Source organism: Pantoea sp. y20 (assembly GCF_054903455.1).
Window position 1 is genome coordinate 1 of sequence record NZ_CM142816.1, and the last position, 14857, is coordinate 14857.

At 55.6% G+C, this 14857-nt stretch carries 13 protein-coding genes; 12 read left to right on the plus strand and 1 reads right to left on the minus strand.

Translation table 11 applies throughout. The features are described 5' to 3' along the window. Window positions 1–63: 63 nt before the first annotated feature. The 11 genes from dnaA to ACYAC5_RS00055 all read left to right on the plus strand — a co-directional run bounded on the left by dnaA (window position 64) and on the right by ACYAC5_RS00055 (window position 13788). Window positions 64–1464, plus strand: coding sequence for a chromosomal replication initiator protein DnaA (gene dnaA / locus ACYAC5_RS00005; RefSeq protein ID WP_101763897.1), 1401 nt, complete (start codon window positions 64–66; stop codon window positions 1462–1464). A gap of 5 nt (window positions 1465–1469) precedes the next feature. Beyond that, on the plus strand, window positions 1470–2570 hold the full coding sequence (gene dnaN, locus ACYAC5_RS00010) for a DNA polymerase III subunit beta (protein WP_008105300.1): 1101 nt from the start codon (window positions 1470–1472) through the stop codon (window positions 2568–2570). A 138-nt stretch (window positions 2571–2708) separates the two neighbouring features. Further along, entirely contained in the window at window positions 2709–3794 is a 1086-nt protein-coding gene (recF, locus tag ACYAC5_RS00015; RefSeq protein ID WP_101763896.1) for a DNA replication/repair protein RecF, read from the plus strand. Window positions 3795–3811: 17 nt separating this feature from the next. After that, window positions 3812–6217 (plus strand): DNA topoisomerase (ATP-hydrolyzing) subunit B, encoded by a 2406-nt coding sequence (gene gyrB / locus ACYAC5_RS00020; protein ID WP_101763895.1) that lies wholly within the window; start codon window positions 3812–3814, stop codon window positions 6215–6217. 170 nt (window positions 6218–6387) lie between these two features. Beyond that, on the plus strand, window positions 6388–7197 hold the full coding sequence (yidA, locus tag ACYAC5_RS00025) for a sugar-phosphatase (RefSeq protein WP_110868242.1): 810 nt from the start codon (window positions 6388–6390) through the stop codon (window positions 7195–7197). A gap of 260 nt (window positions 7198–7457) precedes the next feature. Then, entirely contained in the window at window positions 7458–8156 is a 699-nt protein-coding gene (locus ACYAC5_RS00030; protein ID WP_101763893.1) for a FadR/GntR family transcriptional regulator, read from the plus strand. Continuing rightward, a complete protein-coding gene (locus tag ACYAC5_RS00035; protein ID WP_280172265.1) occupies window positions 8153–9031 on the plus strand; it encodes a 2-dehydro-3-deoxygalactonokinase in 879 nt (292 codons plus the stop codon). Before ACYAC5_RS00030 ends, ACYAC5_RS00035 begins: the two co-directional genes overlap by 4 nt. Next, the gene (locus ACYAC5_RS00040; RefSeq protein ID WP_462062172.1) at window positions 9015–9632 is read left to right on the plus strand and encodes a 2-dehydro-3-deoxy-6-phosphogalactonate aldolase; all 618 of its coding nucleotides are present in this window, start codon (window positions 9015–9017) and stop codon (window positions 9630–9632) included. The genes ACYAC5_RS00035 and ACYAC5_RS00040 overlap by 17 nt, the downstream gene beginning before the upstream one ends. Further along, the gene (dgoD, locus tag ACYAC5_RS00045) at window positions 9629–10777 is read left to right on the plus strand and encodes a galactonate dehydratase (protein WP_462062173.1); all 1149 of its coding nucleotides are present in this window, start codon (window positions 9629–9631) and stop codon (window positions 10775–10777) included. Before ACYAC5_RS00040 ends, dgoD begins: the two co-directional genes overlap by 4 nt. A 307-nt stretch (window positions 10778–11084) precedes the next feature. Next, entirely contained in the window at window positions 11085–12380 is a 1296-nt protein-coding gene (locus ACYAC5_RS00050; protein WP_101763891.1) for an MFS transporter, read from the plus strand. Window positions 12381–12525: 145 nt separating this feature from the next. Next, window positions 12526–13788, plus strand: a complete 1263-nt coding sequence (locus ACYAC5_RS00055; protein ID WP_462062174.1) for a DUF3748 domain-containing protein — start codon at window positions 12526–12528, stop codon at window positions 13786–13788. On the opposite strand, the gene ACYAC5_RS00060 is transcribed toward ACYAC5_RS00055, so the two are convergent. Continuing rightward, window positions 13766–14125: a YceK/YidQ family lipoprotein gene (locus ACYAC5_RS00060; RefSeq protein WP_462062997.1), complete on the minus strand. Its 360-nt coding sequence runs from the start codon at window positions 14123–14125 to the stop codon at window positions 13766–13768. The two genes, ACYAC5_RS00055 and ACYAC5_RS00060, sit on opposite strands and share 23 nt — an antisense overlap. A 286-nt stretch (window positions 14126–14411) precedes the next feature. Here ACYAC5_RS00060 and ibpA point away from each other — a divergent pair, with 286 nt between their 5' ends. Next, window positions 14412–14825 carry a small heat shock chaperone IbpA gene (gene ibpA / locus ACYAC5_RS00065; protein ID WP_101763888.1) on the plus strand — a complete coding sequence of 138 codons (414 nt, stop codon included), beginning with the start codon at window positions 14412–14414 and terminating at the stop codon, window positions 14823–14825. Window positions 14826–14857 lie beyond the last annotated feature (32 nt).

Genomic DNA, 14857 nt, shown 5'->3' on the forward strand with positions numbered 1-14857 from the left:
AAATTACGTTTCTATTTATTAGCGCCTAAAATTCTTATCGATTTTGTACGAGTGGAGTCCGCCGTGTCACTTACGCTTTGGCAACAGTGTCTTGCCCGTTTGCAGGATGAGCTTCCTGCCACCGAATTCAGCATGTGGATTCGTCCGCTGCAAGCTGAATTGAACGACAATACGCTGACCTTGTATGCACCAAATCGGTTTGTACTCGACTGGGTTAGAGATAAATATCTCAATAGTATCAATGGGCTGCTGAATGAATTCTGCGGTGCAAATGTGCCGTTACTGCGTTTCGAAGTCGGTACGCGCCCTGCAGCGCAGGTCACCACTAACCAACCGGCGATGGCCAGTTACAATGCGCCCGCGCCGATCGAAAATCGTCCGGCACCCGCGCAAATTTTGCGTCCAAGTTGGGATTCCGTTCCCGCACCGGCCGATGTGACTTACCGCTCCAATGTGAATAACCGTCATAACTTCGACAACTTCGTTGAAGGTAAATCGAACCAGCTGGCGCGCGCGGCGGCACGTCAGGTGGCGGATAATCCTGGCGGCGCTTATAATCCATTGTTCCTTTATGGCGGCACCGGCTTGGGTAAAACTCACCTGTTGCACGCGGTGGGTAACGGCATTATTGCGCGCAAGCCCAATGCCAAAGTGGTGTACATGCACTCTGAGCGTTTTGTGCAGGACATGGTTAAAGCCTTGCAGAACAACGCCATTGAAGAGTTTAAGCGTTACTACCGCTCGGTTGATGCGCTGCTAATTGATGACATTCAATTCTTTGCCAATAAAGAGCGTTCGCAGGAAGAGTTCTTCCATACCTTCAACGCGCTGCTGGAAGGCAATCAACAGATCATCCTGACCTCGGATCGCTATCCAAAAGAGATCAACGGCGTCGAAGATCGCCTGAAATCACGTTTTGGTTGGGGATTAACCGTGGCGATCGAGCCGCCTGAACTGGAAACGCGCGTCGCGATTCTGATGAAGAAAGCCGATGAAAACGATATTCGCCTGCCGGGTGAAGTCGCCTTCTTTATTGCTAAGCGTTTGCGTTCCAATGTCCGCGAGCTGGAAGGCGCGCTGAACCGCGTGATTGCCAACGCGAACTTTACCGGTCGCGCGATTACCATCGATTTCGTGCGCGAAGCGCTGCGCGATCTGCTGGCGCTGCAGGAAAAGCTGGTCACCATCGATAATATTCAGAAAACGGTGGCCGAGTATTACAAAATTAAAGTGGCGGATTTGCTGTCGAAACGCCGTTCGCGTTCGGTAGCGCGTCCGCGCCAGATGGCGATGGCGATGGCGAAAGAGCTCACCAACCACAGCTTGCCGGAGATTGGCGATGCGTTTGGTGGCCGCGACCATACCACCGTGCTTCACGCTTGCCGTAAAATCGAGCAACTGCGTGAAGAGAGCCACGACATCAAAGAAGATTTCTCTAACCTCATTCGAACACTATCTTCCTGACGCATATGAAATTTATTGTAGAACGTGAGCAGTTACTGAAGCCACTGCAACAGGTTAGCGGTCCACTTGGCGGACGCCCGACGCTGCCGATCCTCGGAAATTTACTGCTGCAGGTTAGCGAAGGCTCGCTGCGCTTGACCGGCACCGATCTGGAAATGGAAATGGTAGCCCGTGTTGCGCTGACGCAGCCGCACGAGCCGGGCGCCACCACGGTTCCTGCGCGTAAATTCCTCGATATTTGCCGCGGTTTGCCGGAAGGCGCTGAAATCAGCCTGACGCTGGAAGGCGACAGAATGCTGGTGCGTTCTGGCCGCAGCCGTTTCTCGCTGTCAACGCTGCCCGCCAGCGACTTCCCGAATCTGGATGACTGGCAGAGCGAGGTGGAATTCACCTTGCCGCAGGCGACGCTAAAACGCCTGATTGAAGCCACGCAGTTCTCAATGGCGCATCAGGATGTGCGTTATTACCTCAACGGTATGCTGTTCGAAACCGAAGGCGAAGAGTTGCGTACCGTCGCCACCGATGGTCACCGCCTTGCAGTGTGCTCCATGCCGATTGGTCAGGCGCTGCCGAACCATTCGGTGATCGTGCCGCGTAAAGGGGTGATTGAGTTGATGCGTTTGCTCGACGGTGGCGAAACGCCGCTGCAGGTGCAAATCGGCAGCAGCAACATCCGCGCACACGTTGGCGACTTTATCTTTACGTCGAAGCTGGTTGACGGCCGTTTCCCGGATTATCGCCGCGTATTGCCGAAGAATCCCGACAAAGCGCTGGAAGCCGGCTGTGATATTTTAAAACAGGCGTTTGCGCGTGCGGCTATTCTCTCGAATGAGAAATTCCGCGGTGTTCGCATCTACATCACCGAAAATCAGCTCAAGATCACGGCGAATAACCCAGAGCAGGAAGAAGCGGAAGAGATGCTGGATGTCTCTTACAACGGCACCGATCTGGAGATTGGCTTCAACGTCAGTTACGTGCTGGATGTGTTGAATGCGCTCAAGTGCGAGAACGTGCGTTTGCTGCTGACCGATGGCGTATCGAGCGTGCAGATTGAGGATGTGGCCAGTCCGGCTGCAGCCTACGTCGTGATGCCAATGCGCTTGTGATCACGCAATTCCCCCTCCCACTTGTGGGAGGGGGCTAGGGGGAGGGACAGCGAGCAGATAACCTATTTCGCTGTCTTTCCCCCACCCAGCCTCCCCCGCAAGCGGGGGAGGTGAAAACCACTTCGACCCGGACTTTTCATGGCTTTAACCCGCCTCCTGATTAAAGATTTTCGCAACATCGAGCAGGCCGATCTGGCTTTGGCGCCGGGATTTAATTTCCTTGTCGGTGCCAACGGCAGCGGTAAAACCAGCGTGCTGGAGGCGATTTACACGCTGGGGCACGGTCGCGCATTTCGCAGTTTGCAAGCGGGCCGCGTGATTCGTCACGATCAGGACGCCTTTGTGCTGCACGGCCGCATTGAAGGCAGCGAACGTGAAATGTCGGTCGGTCTGACCAAGAATCGCGCTGGCGACAGCAAAGTGCGTATTGATGGCAGCGATGGTCACAAAGTCGCCGAGTTGGCGCAGCTGCTACCGATGCAGCTGATTACGCCGGAAGGATTTACCCTGCTCAATGGCGGTCCAAAATATCGTCGTGCCTACATCGATTGGGGCTGCTTTCACGCCTCGCCTGGTTTTTTCCATGCCTGGAGCAATTTGCGTCGCCTGCTGAAACAGCGCAATGCGGCGCTGCGTCAGGTTTCGCGCTACAGCCAGATTCGTCCCTGGGATCAGGAACTGGTGCCGCTGGCCGAACAGATCAGCGCCTGGCGCGCCGAATACAGCGCGGCGATTTCCCGCGAGATCATCGCCACCTGCGGTCAGTTTTTACCGGAGTTTGCGTTGACGTTCTCTTTCCAGCGCGGCTGGGATAAAGAGAGCGACTACGCCGAACTGCTGGAACGCAATTTCGAGCGCGACCGTGCGCTCACGTATACCGCCAGCGGCCCGCATAAAGCCGATTTTCGCATTCGTGCCGAGGGCACGCCGGTGGAAGATTTACTCTCACGCGGCCAGTTAAAACTGCTGATGTGCGCGCTGCGCTTAGCGCAGGGCGAATACCTGACGCGCAGCAGCGGACAACGCTGTTTGTATTTGATTGATGACTTTGCCTCAGAGCTGGATGACACCCGTCGTCGGCTGTTAGCTGAACGCCTAAAAGCCACGCAGGCTCAAGTATTTGTCAGCGCCATTGGTGTCGAGCATGTAATCGACATGAGTGATGAAAAGGGCAAGATGTTCCGCGTGGAACAGGGTAAAATAGTGGTTCAACCTGAAGATTAAATGAGCGAGAAACGTTGATGTCGAATTCTTATGACTCCTCAAGTATCAAAGTCCTGAAAGGGCTTGATGCGGTACGCAAACGCCCGGGTATGTACATCGGCGATACGGATGACGGCACCGGTCTGCATCACATGGTATTCGAAGTCGTGGATAACGCAATCGACGAAGCGCTCGCCGGTCACTGTAGTGACATTACCGTTACTATTCATGCAGATAACTCTGTCTCGGTGCAAGATGATGGTCGTGGTATTCCAACCGGCATTCACCCGGAAGAGGGCGTCTCTGCTGCTGAAGTGATCATGACCGTCCTGCACGCAGGCGGTAAATTTGATGATAACTCATATAAAGTTTCCGGTGGTCTGCATGGCGTTGGCGTTTCAGTCGTAAATGCCCTGTCACAGAAGCTGGAGCTGACCATTCGCCGTGAAGGCAAAGTGCATCAGCAGGTTTATCAGCACGGCGTGCCGCAGGCACCGCTGGCGGTGTCCGGTGATACCGATGCAACCGGTACTCGCGTGCGTTTCTGGCCGAGCTACGAAACCTTCACCAATGTGATTGAGTTTGAGTACGAAATCCTGGCGAAACGCCTGCGTGAACTGTCGTTCCTGAACTCTGGCGTTTCGATTCGTCTGGAAGACAAACGCGACGGCAAGAACGATCATTTCCACTACGAAGGCGGCATCAAGGCGTTCGTAGAGTATCTCAACAAGAACAAAACCCCGATTCACCCAACGGTGTTCTACTTCTCGACGGAGAAAGATGGCATTGGCGTGGAAGTGGCGCTGCAGTGGAACGATGGTTTCCAGGAAAACATCTACTGCTTCACCAACAACATTCCACAGCGCGACGGCGGTACGCACCTGGCGGGCTTCCGTGCGGCAATGACGCGTACGCTGAATGCCTACATGGATAAAGAAGGCTACAGCAAAAAAGCCAAAGTCAGTGCGACCGGTGACGATGCGCGTGAAGGCCTGATTGCGGTGGTATCCGTGAAAGTGCCGGATCCGAAATTCTCTTCTCAGACCAAAGATAAGCTGGTCTCTTCTGAAGTGAAATCGGCGGTTGAGCAGCAGATGAACGAACTGCTGGCGGAATACCTGCTGGAAAACCCGTCTGACGCGAAAATCGTGGTTGGCAAAATCATCGATGCAGCGCGTGCGCGTGAAGCTGCCCGCCGTGCTCGTGAGATGACGCGCCGCAAAGGCGCGCTGGATTTGGCCGGTCTGCCGGGCAAACTGGCCGACTGTCAGGAGCGCGATCCGGCGCTGTCTGAAATCTACCTGGTGGAGGGTGACTCTGCAGGCGGATCCGCTAAACAGGGTCGTAACCGTAAGAATCAGGCGATTCTGCCGCTGAAGGGTAAAATCCTGAACGTGGAGAAAGCGCGTTTCGACAAGATGCTGGCTTCGCAGGAAGTAGCCACGCTGATCACCGCGCTGGGCTGTGGTATCGGCCGTGATGAATACAATCCGGACAAACTGCGTTATCACAGCATCATCATCATGACCGATGCGGACGTCGACGGCTCGCACATTCGTACGCTGCTGTTGACCTTCTTCTACCGTCAGATGCCAGAAATCGTCGAACGTGGTCACGTCTATATTGCGCAGCCGCCGCTGTACAAAGTGAAGAAAGGCAAGCAAGAACAGTATATTAAAGACGACGAAGCGATGGATCAGTATCAGATTTCCATCGCCCTCGACGGCGCAACGCTGCACACCAACGCCAGCGCACCGGCGTTAGGTGGCCAGCCGCTGGAAACGCTGGTGGCGGATTTCAACGGCACGCAGCGCATGATCAAACGTATGGAGCGCCGTTTCCCTACGGCTCTGCTGCGCGGCCTGATCTACCATCCAACCTTGAGCGACCTCAGCGATGAAGCCGCTGTGAAAGGCTGGATCGACGGTTTAGTGGCGTATCTGACTGAGCGTGAAGCGCACGGCAGCAGCTATCTGGCCCATGTCCGCGCCAACCATGAGCAGAAGTTTGAACCGGTGCTGCGTGTGCGCACGCACGGCGTTGATACCGATTATCCGCTGGATAGCGAATTTATCGATGGACCGGAATACCGCAAAATCTGTGCGCTGGGCGAGCAGCTGCGCGGCCTGATCGAAGAAGATGCCTATATCGAACGTGGCGAACGTCGTCAGCCGGTCACCAGCTTCGAGCAGGCGATTGAGTGGCTGGTGAAAGAGTCGCGTCGCGGTCTGTCAGTCCAGCGTTATAAAGGTTTGGGTGAGATGAACCCAGAGCAGCTGTGGGAAACCACCATGGATCCCGATAGCCGCCGCATGTTGCGCGTGACCATCAAGGATGCGATTGCTGCCGATCAGCTGTTCACCACCTTGATGGGCGATGCGGTAGAACCGCGCCGCGCCTTCATCGAAGAGAATGCGCTGAAAGCCGCCAACATCGATATCTGATCGACACGGCAACACGTAAAAACCCTTCCCTGGTGGAAGGGTTTTTTGTTTTCCGCCCGGCAAAACGCGCAAAGCCCGCTGCGGTAAAAAATCTGAATGGGGAGCGAAACTGGTCAATGTGAGCTGAATCGCGCTAGCATTGATCAAAACCCTGACTCAATGAGGACGTTATGGCTATAAAACTGGTTGCAATCGATATGGACGGCACGCTGCTCAATCCGCAGCACGAGATCACGCCTGCCGTTAAATCGGCCATTGAACGCGCGCATAAAAAAGGTGTGATGGTGGTGCTCACCACCGGCCGTCCGTTTGTCGGTATTCAGCGCTATCTGATGGAGCTGAATCTGGTTGATGAAGGCCAATATTGCATCAGCTATAACGGTGCGCTGGTGCATCGCGCTAATGATGGCGAGTGCGTCGCGGAAATCACCTTGGGTTTCGACGACTATCTGTATATCGAACAGCTGGCGCGCGATCTTGGCGTCCACTTCCAGGCCTTCGATAAATCTTTCCTTTATACGCCGAACAAAGACATCAGTGAGTTCACCATCCACGAAGCGAGCCTGACCGGCATTCCGGTGCGCTATCGTTCTGTGGAAGAGATGGATCGCGCTACGCGTTTCCCTAAGCTGATGATGATCGATAAGCCCGATCTGCTGGATTCTGCCATTCAGCGCTTGCCGCAGCAGGCGCGTGACAACTACACCATCCTCAAAAGCGCACCTTATTATCTCGAAATCCTCGATGCCCGCGTGAATAAAGGGCAAGGCGTGAAAATGCTGGCTGAGAAGCTCGGCCTGGCGCGTGAAGAGGTGATGGCGATTGGCGATCAGGAAAACGATCTGGCGATGATTGAGTATGCAGGAACCGGCGTAGCAATGGGCAATGCGATTGATTCCGTGAAGAAAATCGCGCAGTTCATTACCAAAACCAACATGGAACACGGCGTAGCGCACGCCATTGAAGAGCTGGTGCTGTAAACCCTCGTTATTCCTCGTCACGCTGTTTTTAGGTCGCCATACATGGCGACACTTCAAATCTCACCAAGCCTTCATAAGGTCGCCATTTATGGCGACCTTATCGCGTTATGACACATGACTTGTCTATTTTGTGATCCACATTGTAGTACAACTTGGATTAATGGTACTACAATCGACAACGCAGGTCAGGGCGGCCGTTAGGCTTCGCCAGGCGAAAGCAGTAATCTGATGCGTACCTGCCTTTCACTGAATGGAACATCATGACGCAAGAACAACTAAGCAAAACAGAGCGCATCATCCTGACGCTGGGTGAAGAGATTGTGGCCGGCAAGTTTGTGCCGGGCGCGGCGTTACCCGCGGAAGCTGAGCTGTGTGAACGCTTCGGCACCTCGCGCAATATCATCCGCGAAGTGTTTCGCTCGCTGATGGCGAAACGCTTGATGGAGATGAAACGCTATCGTGGCGCGTTCGTCACGCCGCGCAATCACTGGAACTATCTGGATAGCGACGTATTGCAGTGGGCGCTGGCGCACGATCAGGACCCGCGTCTGATTGCCGCCATGAACGAAGTGCGTGTGCTGGTCGAGCCGCAGATTGCACGCTGGTCTGCCGAGCGCGCCACCTCAAGCGATCTGGCTGCGATTGAACTGGCGTACAACGACATGGTGGCCAACCATCTCAATCGTGATGCCTTTAATGAAGCGGATATCCGCTATCACGAAGCGGTGCTGAATTCGGTACACAATCCGGTGCTGCAGCAACTCAACGTGGCGATCAGCCAGCTGCAAAAAGCGGTGTTCGCGCAAACCTACATGGCGGACGAAGGCAACATGCCGCGTACGCTCGCCGAACATAAAGCGCTGTTTGATGCCATTCGTCATCAGGATGGCGATGCTGCCGAGCAGGCGGCGAAAGCGATGATTGCCAGCTCAACGGCGCGACTCAAGGAGATTATGTGATCAACTATATCGCGATTGATTGGGGCTCAACCAACCTGCGCGCCTGGCATTATCAAGCCGGCGTTTGCATCGATGAGCGTCGTTCGGAAGCCGGCGTCACGCGCCTGGGCGATCGCACGCCAGCCGAAGTGTTTGCCAGCGTCACCGCAGGTTGGCCAGTCAATGACGTGCCGGTGGTGATGGCGGGCATGGTAGGCAGCAATGCTGGCTGGCTGTCGGTGCCCTATCTCTCCTGTCCGGTGGCGCTGGGCGACATCGCTAGCCGCCTGACGCGCGTCGAGGATAAAGCGTGGATCGTGCCGGGATTGAGCGTCGAACGTGCCGACAACTACAACGTGATGCGCGGTGAAGAGACGCAGCTGCTTGGCGCGCTGGAACTGCAGCCTGCGCCGCTCTATGTGATGCCAGGCACGCACGCCAAATGGGTGCAGATGGAACAGGATCGCGTGCTGGATTTCCGCACCGTGATGACCGGCGAACTGCATCATCTGCTGCTCAAACAGTCGCTGGTTGGCGCAGGTTTACCCGAACAGCAAGAGAACGCGGCGGCTTTCCGCGCAGGTGTGCAAGTCGGTAGCAACGATGCCTCGATTCTGTCGCGCCTGTTTGAAGTGCGTGCTTCACACGTACTCGGCGCGCGCGATCGCCGCCATATCAGCGACTTTCTTTCAGGCTTGCTGATTGGTCACGAAGTGGCGCTGATGACGCAACAGGCCGACGCCGCAAGCCAACCGATCACCATTATTGCCGGTAGCGCGCTGGCGCAACGTTATCAGCAGGCGCTGCAGTTTATCGGCATGGATTCAGTCACGCTGGAAGGCGATCGTGCTTTCCAGCACGGAATAAGGAGTATTGCGAATGTCCTGGCAAACTAAAGTCCCGCTGATCGCCATTCTGCGCGGCATCACGCCGGATGAAGCCGAAGCGCACGTTGGTGCGCTGATTGAAGCGGGTTTCGATGCGATTGAAATCCCGCTCAACTCACCGGAGTGGGCGAAAAGCATCGGCGCGATGGTGAAAACCTTCGGTGATAAAGCGCTGATTGGCGCCGGTACGGTGCTGAATCCGGCGCAGGTCGATGAGCTGGCGACGCTGAACAGCAAATTGGTCGTCACGCCGAATACCGATGCTGCGGTGATCCGCCAGGCGGTCGCCAAAGGGATGATCGTTGCCGCCGGTTGCGCTACCGCGACGGAAGCGTTCACCGCCTTACAGGCCGGTGCGCAGGCGCTGAAAATTTTCCCATCGTCAGCCTTTGGCCCGGGCTACATCAAAGCGCTGAAAGCGGTGCTGCCGCCAGAGGTGCCGGTGTTTGCCGTGGGCGGCGTGACGCCGGAAAACCTGCATGAATTTATGGCCGCAGGCTGCATTGGCGTGGGCTTAGGCAGCGATCTCTATCGCGCCGGTCAACCGCTGTCACGCACTGTGGAACAAGCTCGCGCATTTATTGCTGCATATAAGGACGCTGTACGATGAAAATTACCAAACTGACCACTTATCGCCTGCCGCCGCGCTGGATGTTCCTGAAAATCGAAACTGACGAAGGCATCGTTGGCTGGGGCGAACCGGTGATTGAAGGCCGCGCGCGCAGCGTGGAAGCGGCGGTGCATGAGCTATCGGAATACCTGATTGGTCAGGATCCGGCGCGCATCAACGACTTATGGCAGGTGATGTATCGCGGCGGCTTCTATCGCGGCGGCCCGATTCTGATGAGCGCCATCGCCGGTATCGATCAGGCGTTGTGGGATATCAAAGGCAAAGCGCTCGGCGTGCCGGTTTATCAACTGCTTGGCGGATTAGTGCGTGACAGCATCAAAGCCTACAGCTGGGTGGGCGGCGATCGTCCAGCCGATGTGATTGATGGCATCAAGAAACTGCGCACCATCGGTTTTGATACCTTCAAACTCAACGGCTGCGAAGAAATGGGCATTATCGATAACGCGCGCAAAGTCGATGACGCGGTGAATACCGTAGCGCAAATTCGTGAAGCCTTCGGTAAAGAGATTGAATTTGGCCTCGATTTCCACGGCCGCGTCAGCGCGCCAATGGCAAAAGTGCTGATCAAAGAGCTGGAGCCGTATCGCCCGCTGTTTATCGAAGAGCCGGTGCTGGCGGAGCAGGCGGAATATTATCCGCGTCTGGCGGCGCAGACTCATATTCCGATCGCCGCTGGCGAACGCATGTTCTCGCGCTTCGAGTTCAAACGCGTGCTGGAAGCGGGTGGACTGGCGATTCTGCAACCGGATTTGTCACACGCGGGCGGTATCACCGAGTGCTACAAAATTGCCGCGATGGCCGAATCTTACGATGTGGCGCTGGCGCCTCACTGTCCGCTCGGCCCAATTGCGCTGGCTGCGTGCCTGCACGTTGACTTCGTGTCACGCAATGCGGTGTTCCAGGAGCAAAGCATGGGGATTCACTATAATCAGGGCGCCGAACTGCTCGATTACGTGATCAATAAAGACGATTTTAAAATGGATGATGGTCATTTCTATCCGTTAAATAAACCGGGCCTCGGCGTGGAAATTAACGAAGAGCTGGTGATCGATCGCAGTAAAAATGCCCCTGACTGGCGTAATCCATTATGGCGATTCCCGGACGGTTCAGTCGCTGAATGGTAAATACCCGTCATAATTCAAGCTGCAGATGCGTTGGCTGCGCTCATTCACCCCAGTCACTTACTAGTGTAAGCTCCGGGGGATTCATTCGCTTGCCGCCTTTCTGCAACTCGAATTCTTTAGGGTATTAAATTTTATTAAATCTCGATAATTATATGCCGGTGAAATAAGGCATAGGGCTGCGTTCAGCCTGTTTCCCGGCACAGCTTATTTACCGCTGACGCGGTTTTACCTTTGATATCGCTACCCTACATTTGCCGGGGCGTGCTCTGTCGCGCCCAAACGGCAAAACCGATTACGGAGAAACACCATGGATCTCTCTGCTGTTCACGCCAAACCGACGCGCCGTCGTTATATCACGCTGCTGATGATATTTATTACGGTGGTCATTTGTTATGTCGATCGCGCTAATTTAGCCGTCGCTTCCGCGCATATTCAGGAAGAGTTCGGTATTACTAAAGCGCAAATGGGTTATGTATTTTCGGCCTTCGCCTGGTTATATACGTTATGCCAGATTCCCGGCGGCTGGTTCCTCGATCGCGTGGGTTCACGCTTAACCTATTTTATTGCCATCTTTGGCTGGTCGGTTGCGACGTTATTGCAGGGTTTTGCCACCGGCTTATTATCATTAATTGGTCTGCGTGCGATTACCGGCATATTTGAAGCGCCGGCTTTCCCGACCAATAACCGGCTGGTGACCAGCTGGTTCCCGGAGCAAGAGCGCGCTTCCGCCGTCGGCTTCTACACGTCCGGTCAGTTTGTTGGTCTGGCGTTCCTCACGCCCTTGCTGATCTGGATTCAGGAACTGCTGAGCTGGCATTGGGTCTTCATTATTACCGGCGGCATCGGCATCATCTGGTCGTTCATCTGGATTAAGTTCTATCAGGCACCCAGCCAAAGCAAAGGCATCAATAAAGCCGAGCTGGATTACATCCGTGAAGGTGGCGCGATGGTGGATGGTGATGCGCCGAGCGAAAAGAAAGCCCGCACCAAACTTACCGCCGCCGACTGGAAACTGGTGTTCCACCGCAAGTTGTGCGGCGTCTATCTTGGCCAGTTCGCCGTCACATCCACGCTGTGGTTCTTCCTGACCTGGTTCCCGAACTATCTGACGCAGGAAAAACACATCGCGGCGCTCACCGCGGGCTTCATGACCACCGTGCCCTTCCTCGCGGCATTCGTTGGCGTGATTCTCTCGGGTATCGTCGCCGATCGTCTGGTGCGCAGTGGCCGTTCGCTGGGCTTTGCGCGCAAAACGCCGATCATCTGCGGTCTGCTGATCTCCACCTGCATCATGGGCGCGAACTACACCAACGATCCAATATGGATTATGACGCTGATGGCGATCGCCTTCTTCGGCAACGGTTTCGCCTCAATTACCTGGTCGCTGGTCTCCTCGCTGGCACCGGTGCGCCTGATTGGTTTGACCGGCGGCATGTTCAACTTTGTTGGCGGCCTGGGTGGCATCACCGTGCCGCTGGTGGTGGGTTATCTGGCGCAGGACTACGGCTTTGCACCGGCGCTGGTGTATATCTCGGCGGTGGCGCTGATTGGCGCGCTCTCCTACATCCTGCTGGTCGGTGATGTAAAACGCGTAGGTGAATAAATTCGCGCGATGAATCGCGCCGCTACAAATACGGGCACAATCCGTAGCGGCGCCGTTCATTGCGCAATCAACCGCGGCGAAATTGCTGCTTCTCACTGCAGAATCACGTAATTTATCCGGCAACTGTTAGATGGAAGGTTGCCTCATGTCAGAAAAACAAATCACCTTTGCCGCGCGTCATCATCAACTTACCAACATCAACGTCTGGACCGGCGACAGCCAGTGGCTGGCATTTGATGTGCGACCTTCCGGCGCCTCTTTTACCAGCCTGACTATCGAGCGCGTCAACGTGGCGAGCGGTGCCGTTGAAGTGTTGTATCAGGCTCGCGATGGCGCGCACGTTGGCGTGGTCACCGTCAGTCCGGATCTGCCGCCGCGTTACGTTTGCATTCATGGTCCGGAACATCCGGATGCGCACTGGCGCTACGATTTTCATCACCGACGCGGCGTGATCGTGCAGCAAGGCATCGCCGAGAACCTTGATGCCTGCGATATCACCGCGCCTTACACGCCTGGCGCGCTGCGCGGTGGCTCGCATGTCCACGTCTTCAGCCCGGATGGTTCGCGCCTGAGCTTTACCTACAACGATCATGTGATGCATGAAAAGGATGCCGGCGAAGACCTGCGTAACGTCGGCGTGGCCGTGCCGCTGCATCCGGTGTGTCCGCCTAAACAGCATCCGCGTGAATATGAGGGCAGCCATTATTGCGTGCTGGTCAGCCAGACGCAGCGTGATCCTCAGCCGGGCAGCGATCAGATTGACCGCGCCTATGAAGAGTGCTGGATCGGGAATCAAGGCTATCAGAAAGCGGATGGCAGCTGGCAGCGCTGGGCTATCGCCTTTATCGGCGATACGCGCGCCGCCAACGGCGACAAAGTGCCGGAAGTGTTTGTGGTGGATCTGCCCGCCGCGTTAGCCGATTACGCCAAAGCGGGCGCTTCGCCCTTACAGGGCACGGCGGATAAATTGCCTGCGCCGCCAGCTGGCGTGCAGCAGCGACGCATCACGCACACCCATGGCCTGGCACTGCAACCGCGCCACTGGCTGCGCGCCTCCGCGGATGGCAGCGCCATCGCCTTTTTGCTGGCGGACGAACAGGGCGTGATTCAACTGTGGACGGTTTCACCGAATGGCGGCCAGCCACGCCAGGTGACGCAGCTGGCGAGTAGCATTCAGTCGGCCTTTAGCTGGCATCCACAAGGCGGCGCGATATGCTTTATCTGTGATAACAGTGTGATGCGCTGTGAAATGGCGACGGGAGCCTGTACGCGCTTAACGCCACGCAGCGATCATGCGCCATCCGGTGATGCAGTGGTCTGGTCGCCGGATGGAGAAAAGATCGCTTATATGCGGGAAGTGGACGGCTGGCGGCAGCTGTTTTGCGTCAGTGCGGCTGCGCGGGCATAGACGCGGCGGTCGCCAGGCTGGCTTGCGTGCCGGCCATTTTTTCGCTCTGCATCACGCGCTCGTGAATCGAATCCTTACTTTTATCGTCGCCAGAACGGAAGTAATCCCACGGCAACAGCACGGTGTCCATCACCGCTGAGAACGGGAGATCGATCAGCGCCAGCGGCTTGATCGCCCAGCTGGTGTTGTCGTCAGTGATCATCTCTGCGCTGGCGCGCGTGCCGGGATAGTAGCCCTGACTGGCGCCAGTGTGAGACATAACGCTGGAGCAACCTGAAGTAATAAAGGTACTGCAAACCAGCACAGCTGTGAGCGGAAAGCGTTTCATCATATTCATCATCATCATCCCTTCAGTCATGGCATGGCCCTGGCTGGAGTGTGTCACCTGACGTTAAGCAAAGCTCTGTGGCTGCGTCTTGGATCTCAGGCGATTGGTCCCCTGAGTGTATGTCATATCGTCAGATTTGCTGTAAAAAAATACGCATCAGCCCTTGAAAGCGACCAGGCTGCACCCACTTTTAAGGAACGGTCTTGTTGCTGTTGCCGGAAGGGACAGCAACGGACTGCACAACCTGTCCATGGTGGAAGGTTGCCTAAACTTGCTGAATATCAGGAGTCTTATTATGCGTAACTTTGATCTCACCCCACTTTATCGCTCTGCCATTGGTTTCGATCGCCTGTTTAACCTGCTTGAGTCCAACCAAAACCAGGCCAATGGTGGCTACCCTCCGTATAACGTTGAGCTGGTGGATGAGAATTTCTACCGTATCACCATTGCCGTGGCGGGCTTTGCCCAGAGCGAGTTAGATATCACCTCGCATGACAACGTGCTGGTGGTGCGCGGCGCACATCCTGAAGAGCAGCCGGAGCGTAAATACCTGTATCAGGGTATCGCCGAGCGCAACTTCGAGCGCAAATTCCAGCTGGCCGATCACATCACGGTGCGCGATGCGCGTCTGGAAAATGGTCTGCTGAGCATCGATCTGATTCGCATTGTCCCGGAAGAGGCGAAACCGCGTCGTATCGAAATTCTGTAATCAGGATGTGAGTTAAAAAAACGCCGCTGAAA

Bases quoted from the DNA above. Each gene is read 5' to 3' on its own strand.
- dgoD (WP_462062173.1), top strand. From the start codon at position 9,629: ATGAAAATTACCAAACTGACCACTTATCGCCTGCCGCCGCGCTGGATG.
- ibpA (WP_101763888.1), top strand. From the start codon at position 14,412: ATGCGTAACTTTGATCTCACCCCACTTTATCGCTCTGCCATTGGTTTC.
- ACYAC5_RS00050 (WP_101763891.1), top strand. From the start codon at position 11,085: ATGGATCTCTCTGCTGTTCACGCCAAACCGACGCGCCGTCGTTATATC.
- ACYAC5_RS00030 (WP_101763893.1), top strand. From the start codon at position 7,458: ATGACGCAAGAACAACTAAGCAAAACAGAGCGCATCATCCTGACGCTG.
- yidA (WP_110868242.1), top strand. From the start codon at position 6,388: ATGGCTATAAAACTGGTTGCAATCGATATGGACGGCACGCTGCTCAAT.
- gyrB (WP_101763895.1), top strand. From the start codon at position 3,812: ATGTCGAATTCTTATGACTCCTCAAGTATCAAAGTCCTGAAAGGGCTT.
- ACYAC5_RS00040 (WP_462062172.1), top strand. From the start codon at position 9,015: ATGTCCTGGCAAACTAAAGTCCCGCTGATCGCCATTCTGCGCGGCATC.
- ACYAC5_RS00060 (WP_462062997.1), bottom strand. From the start codon at position 14,125: ATGAATATGATGAAACGCTTTCCGCTCACAGCTGTGCTGGTTTGCAGT.
- ACYAC5_RS00055 (WP_462062174.1), top strand. From the start codon at position 12,526: ATGTCAGAAAAACAAATCACCTTTGCCGCGCGTCATCATCAACTTACC.
- dnaN (WP_008105300.1), top strand. From the start codon at position 1,470: ATGAAATTTATTGTAGAACGTGAGCAGTTACTGAAGCCACTGCAACAG.
- recF (WP_101763896.1), top strand. From the start codon at position 2,709: ATGGCTTTAACCCGCCTCCTGATTAAAGATTTTCGCAACATCGAGCAG.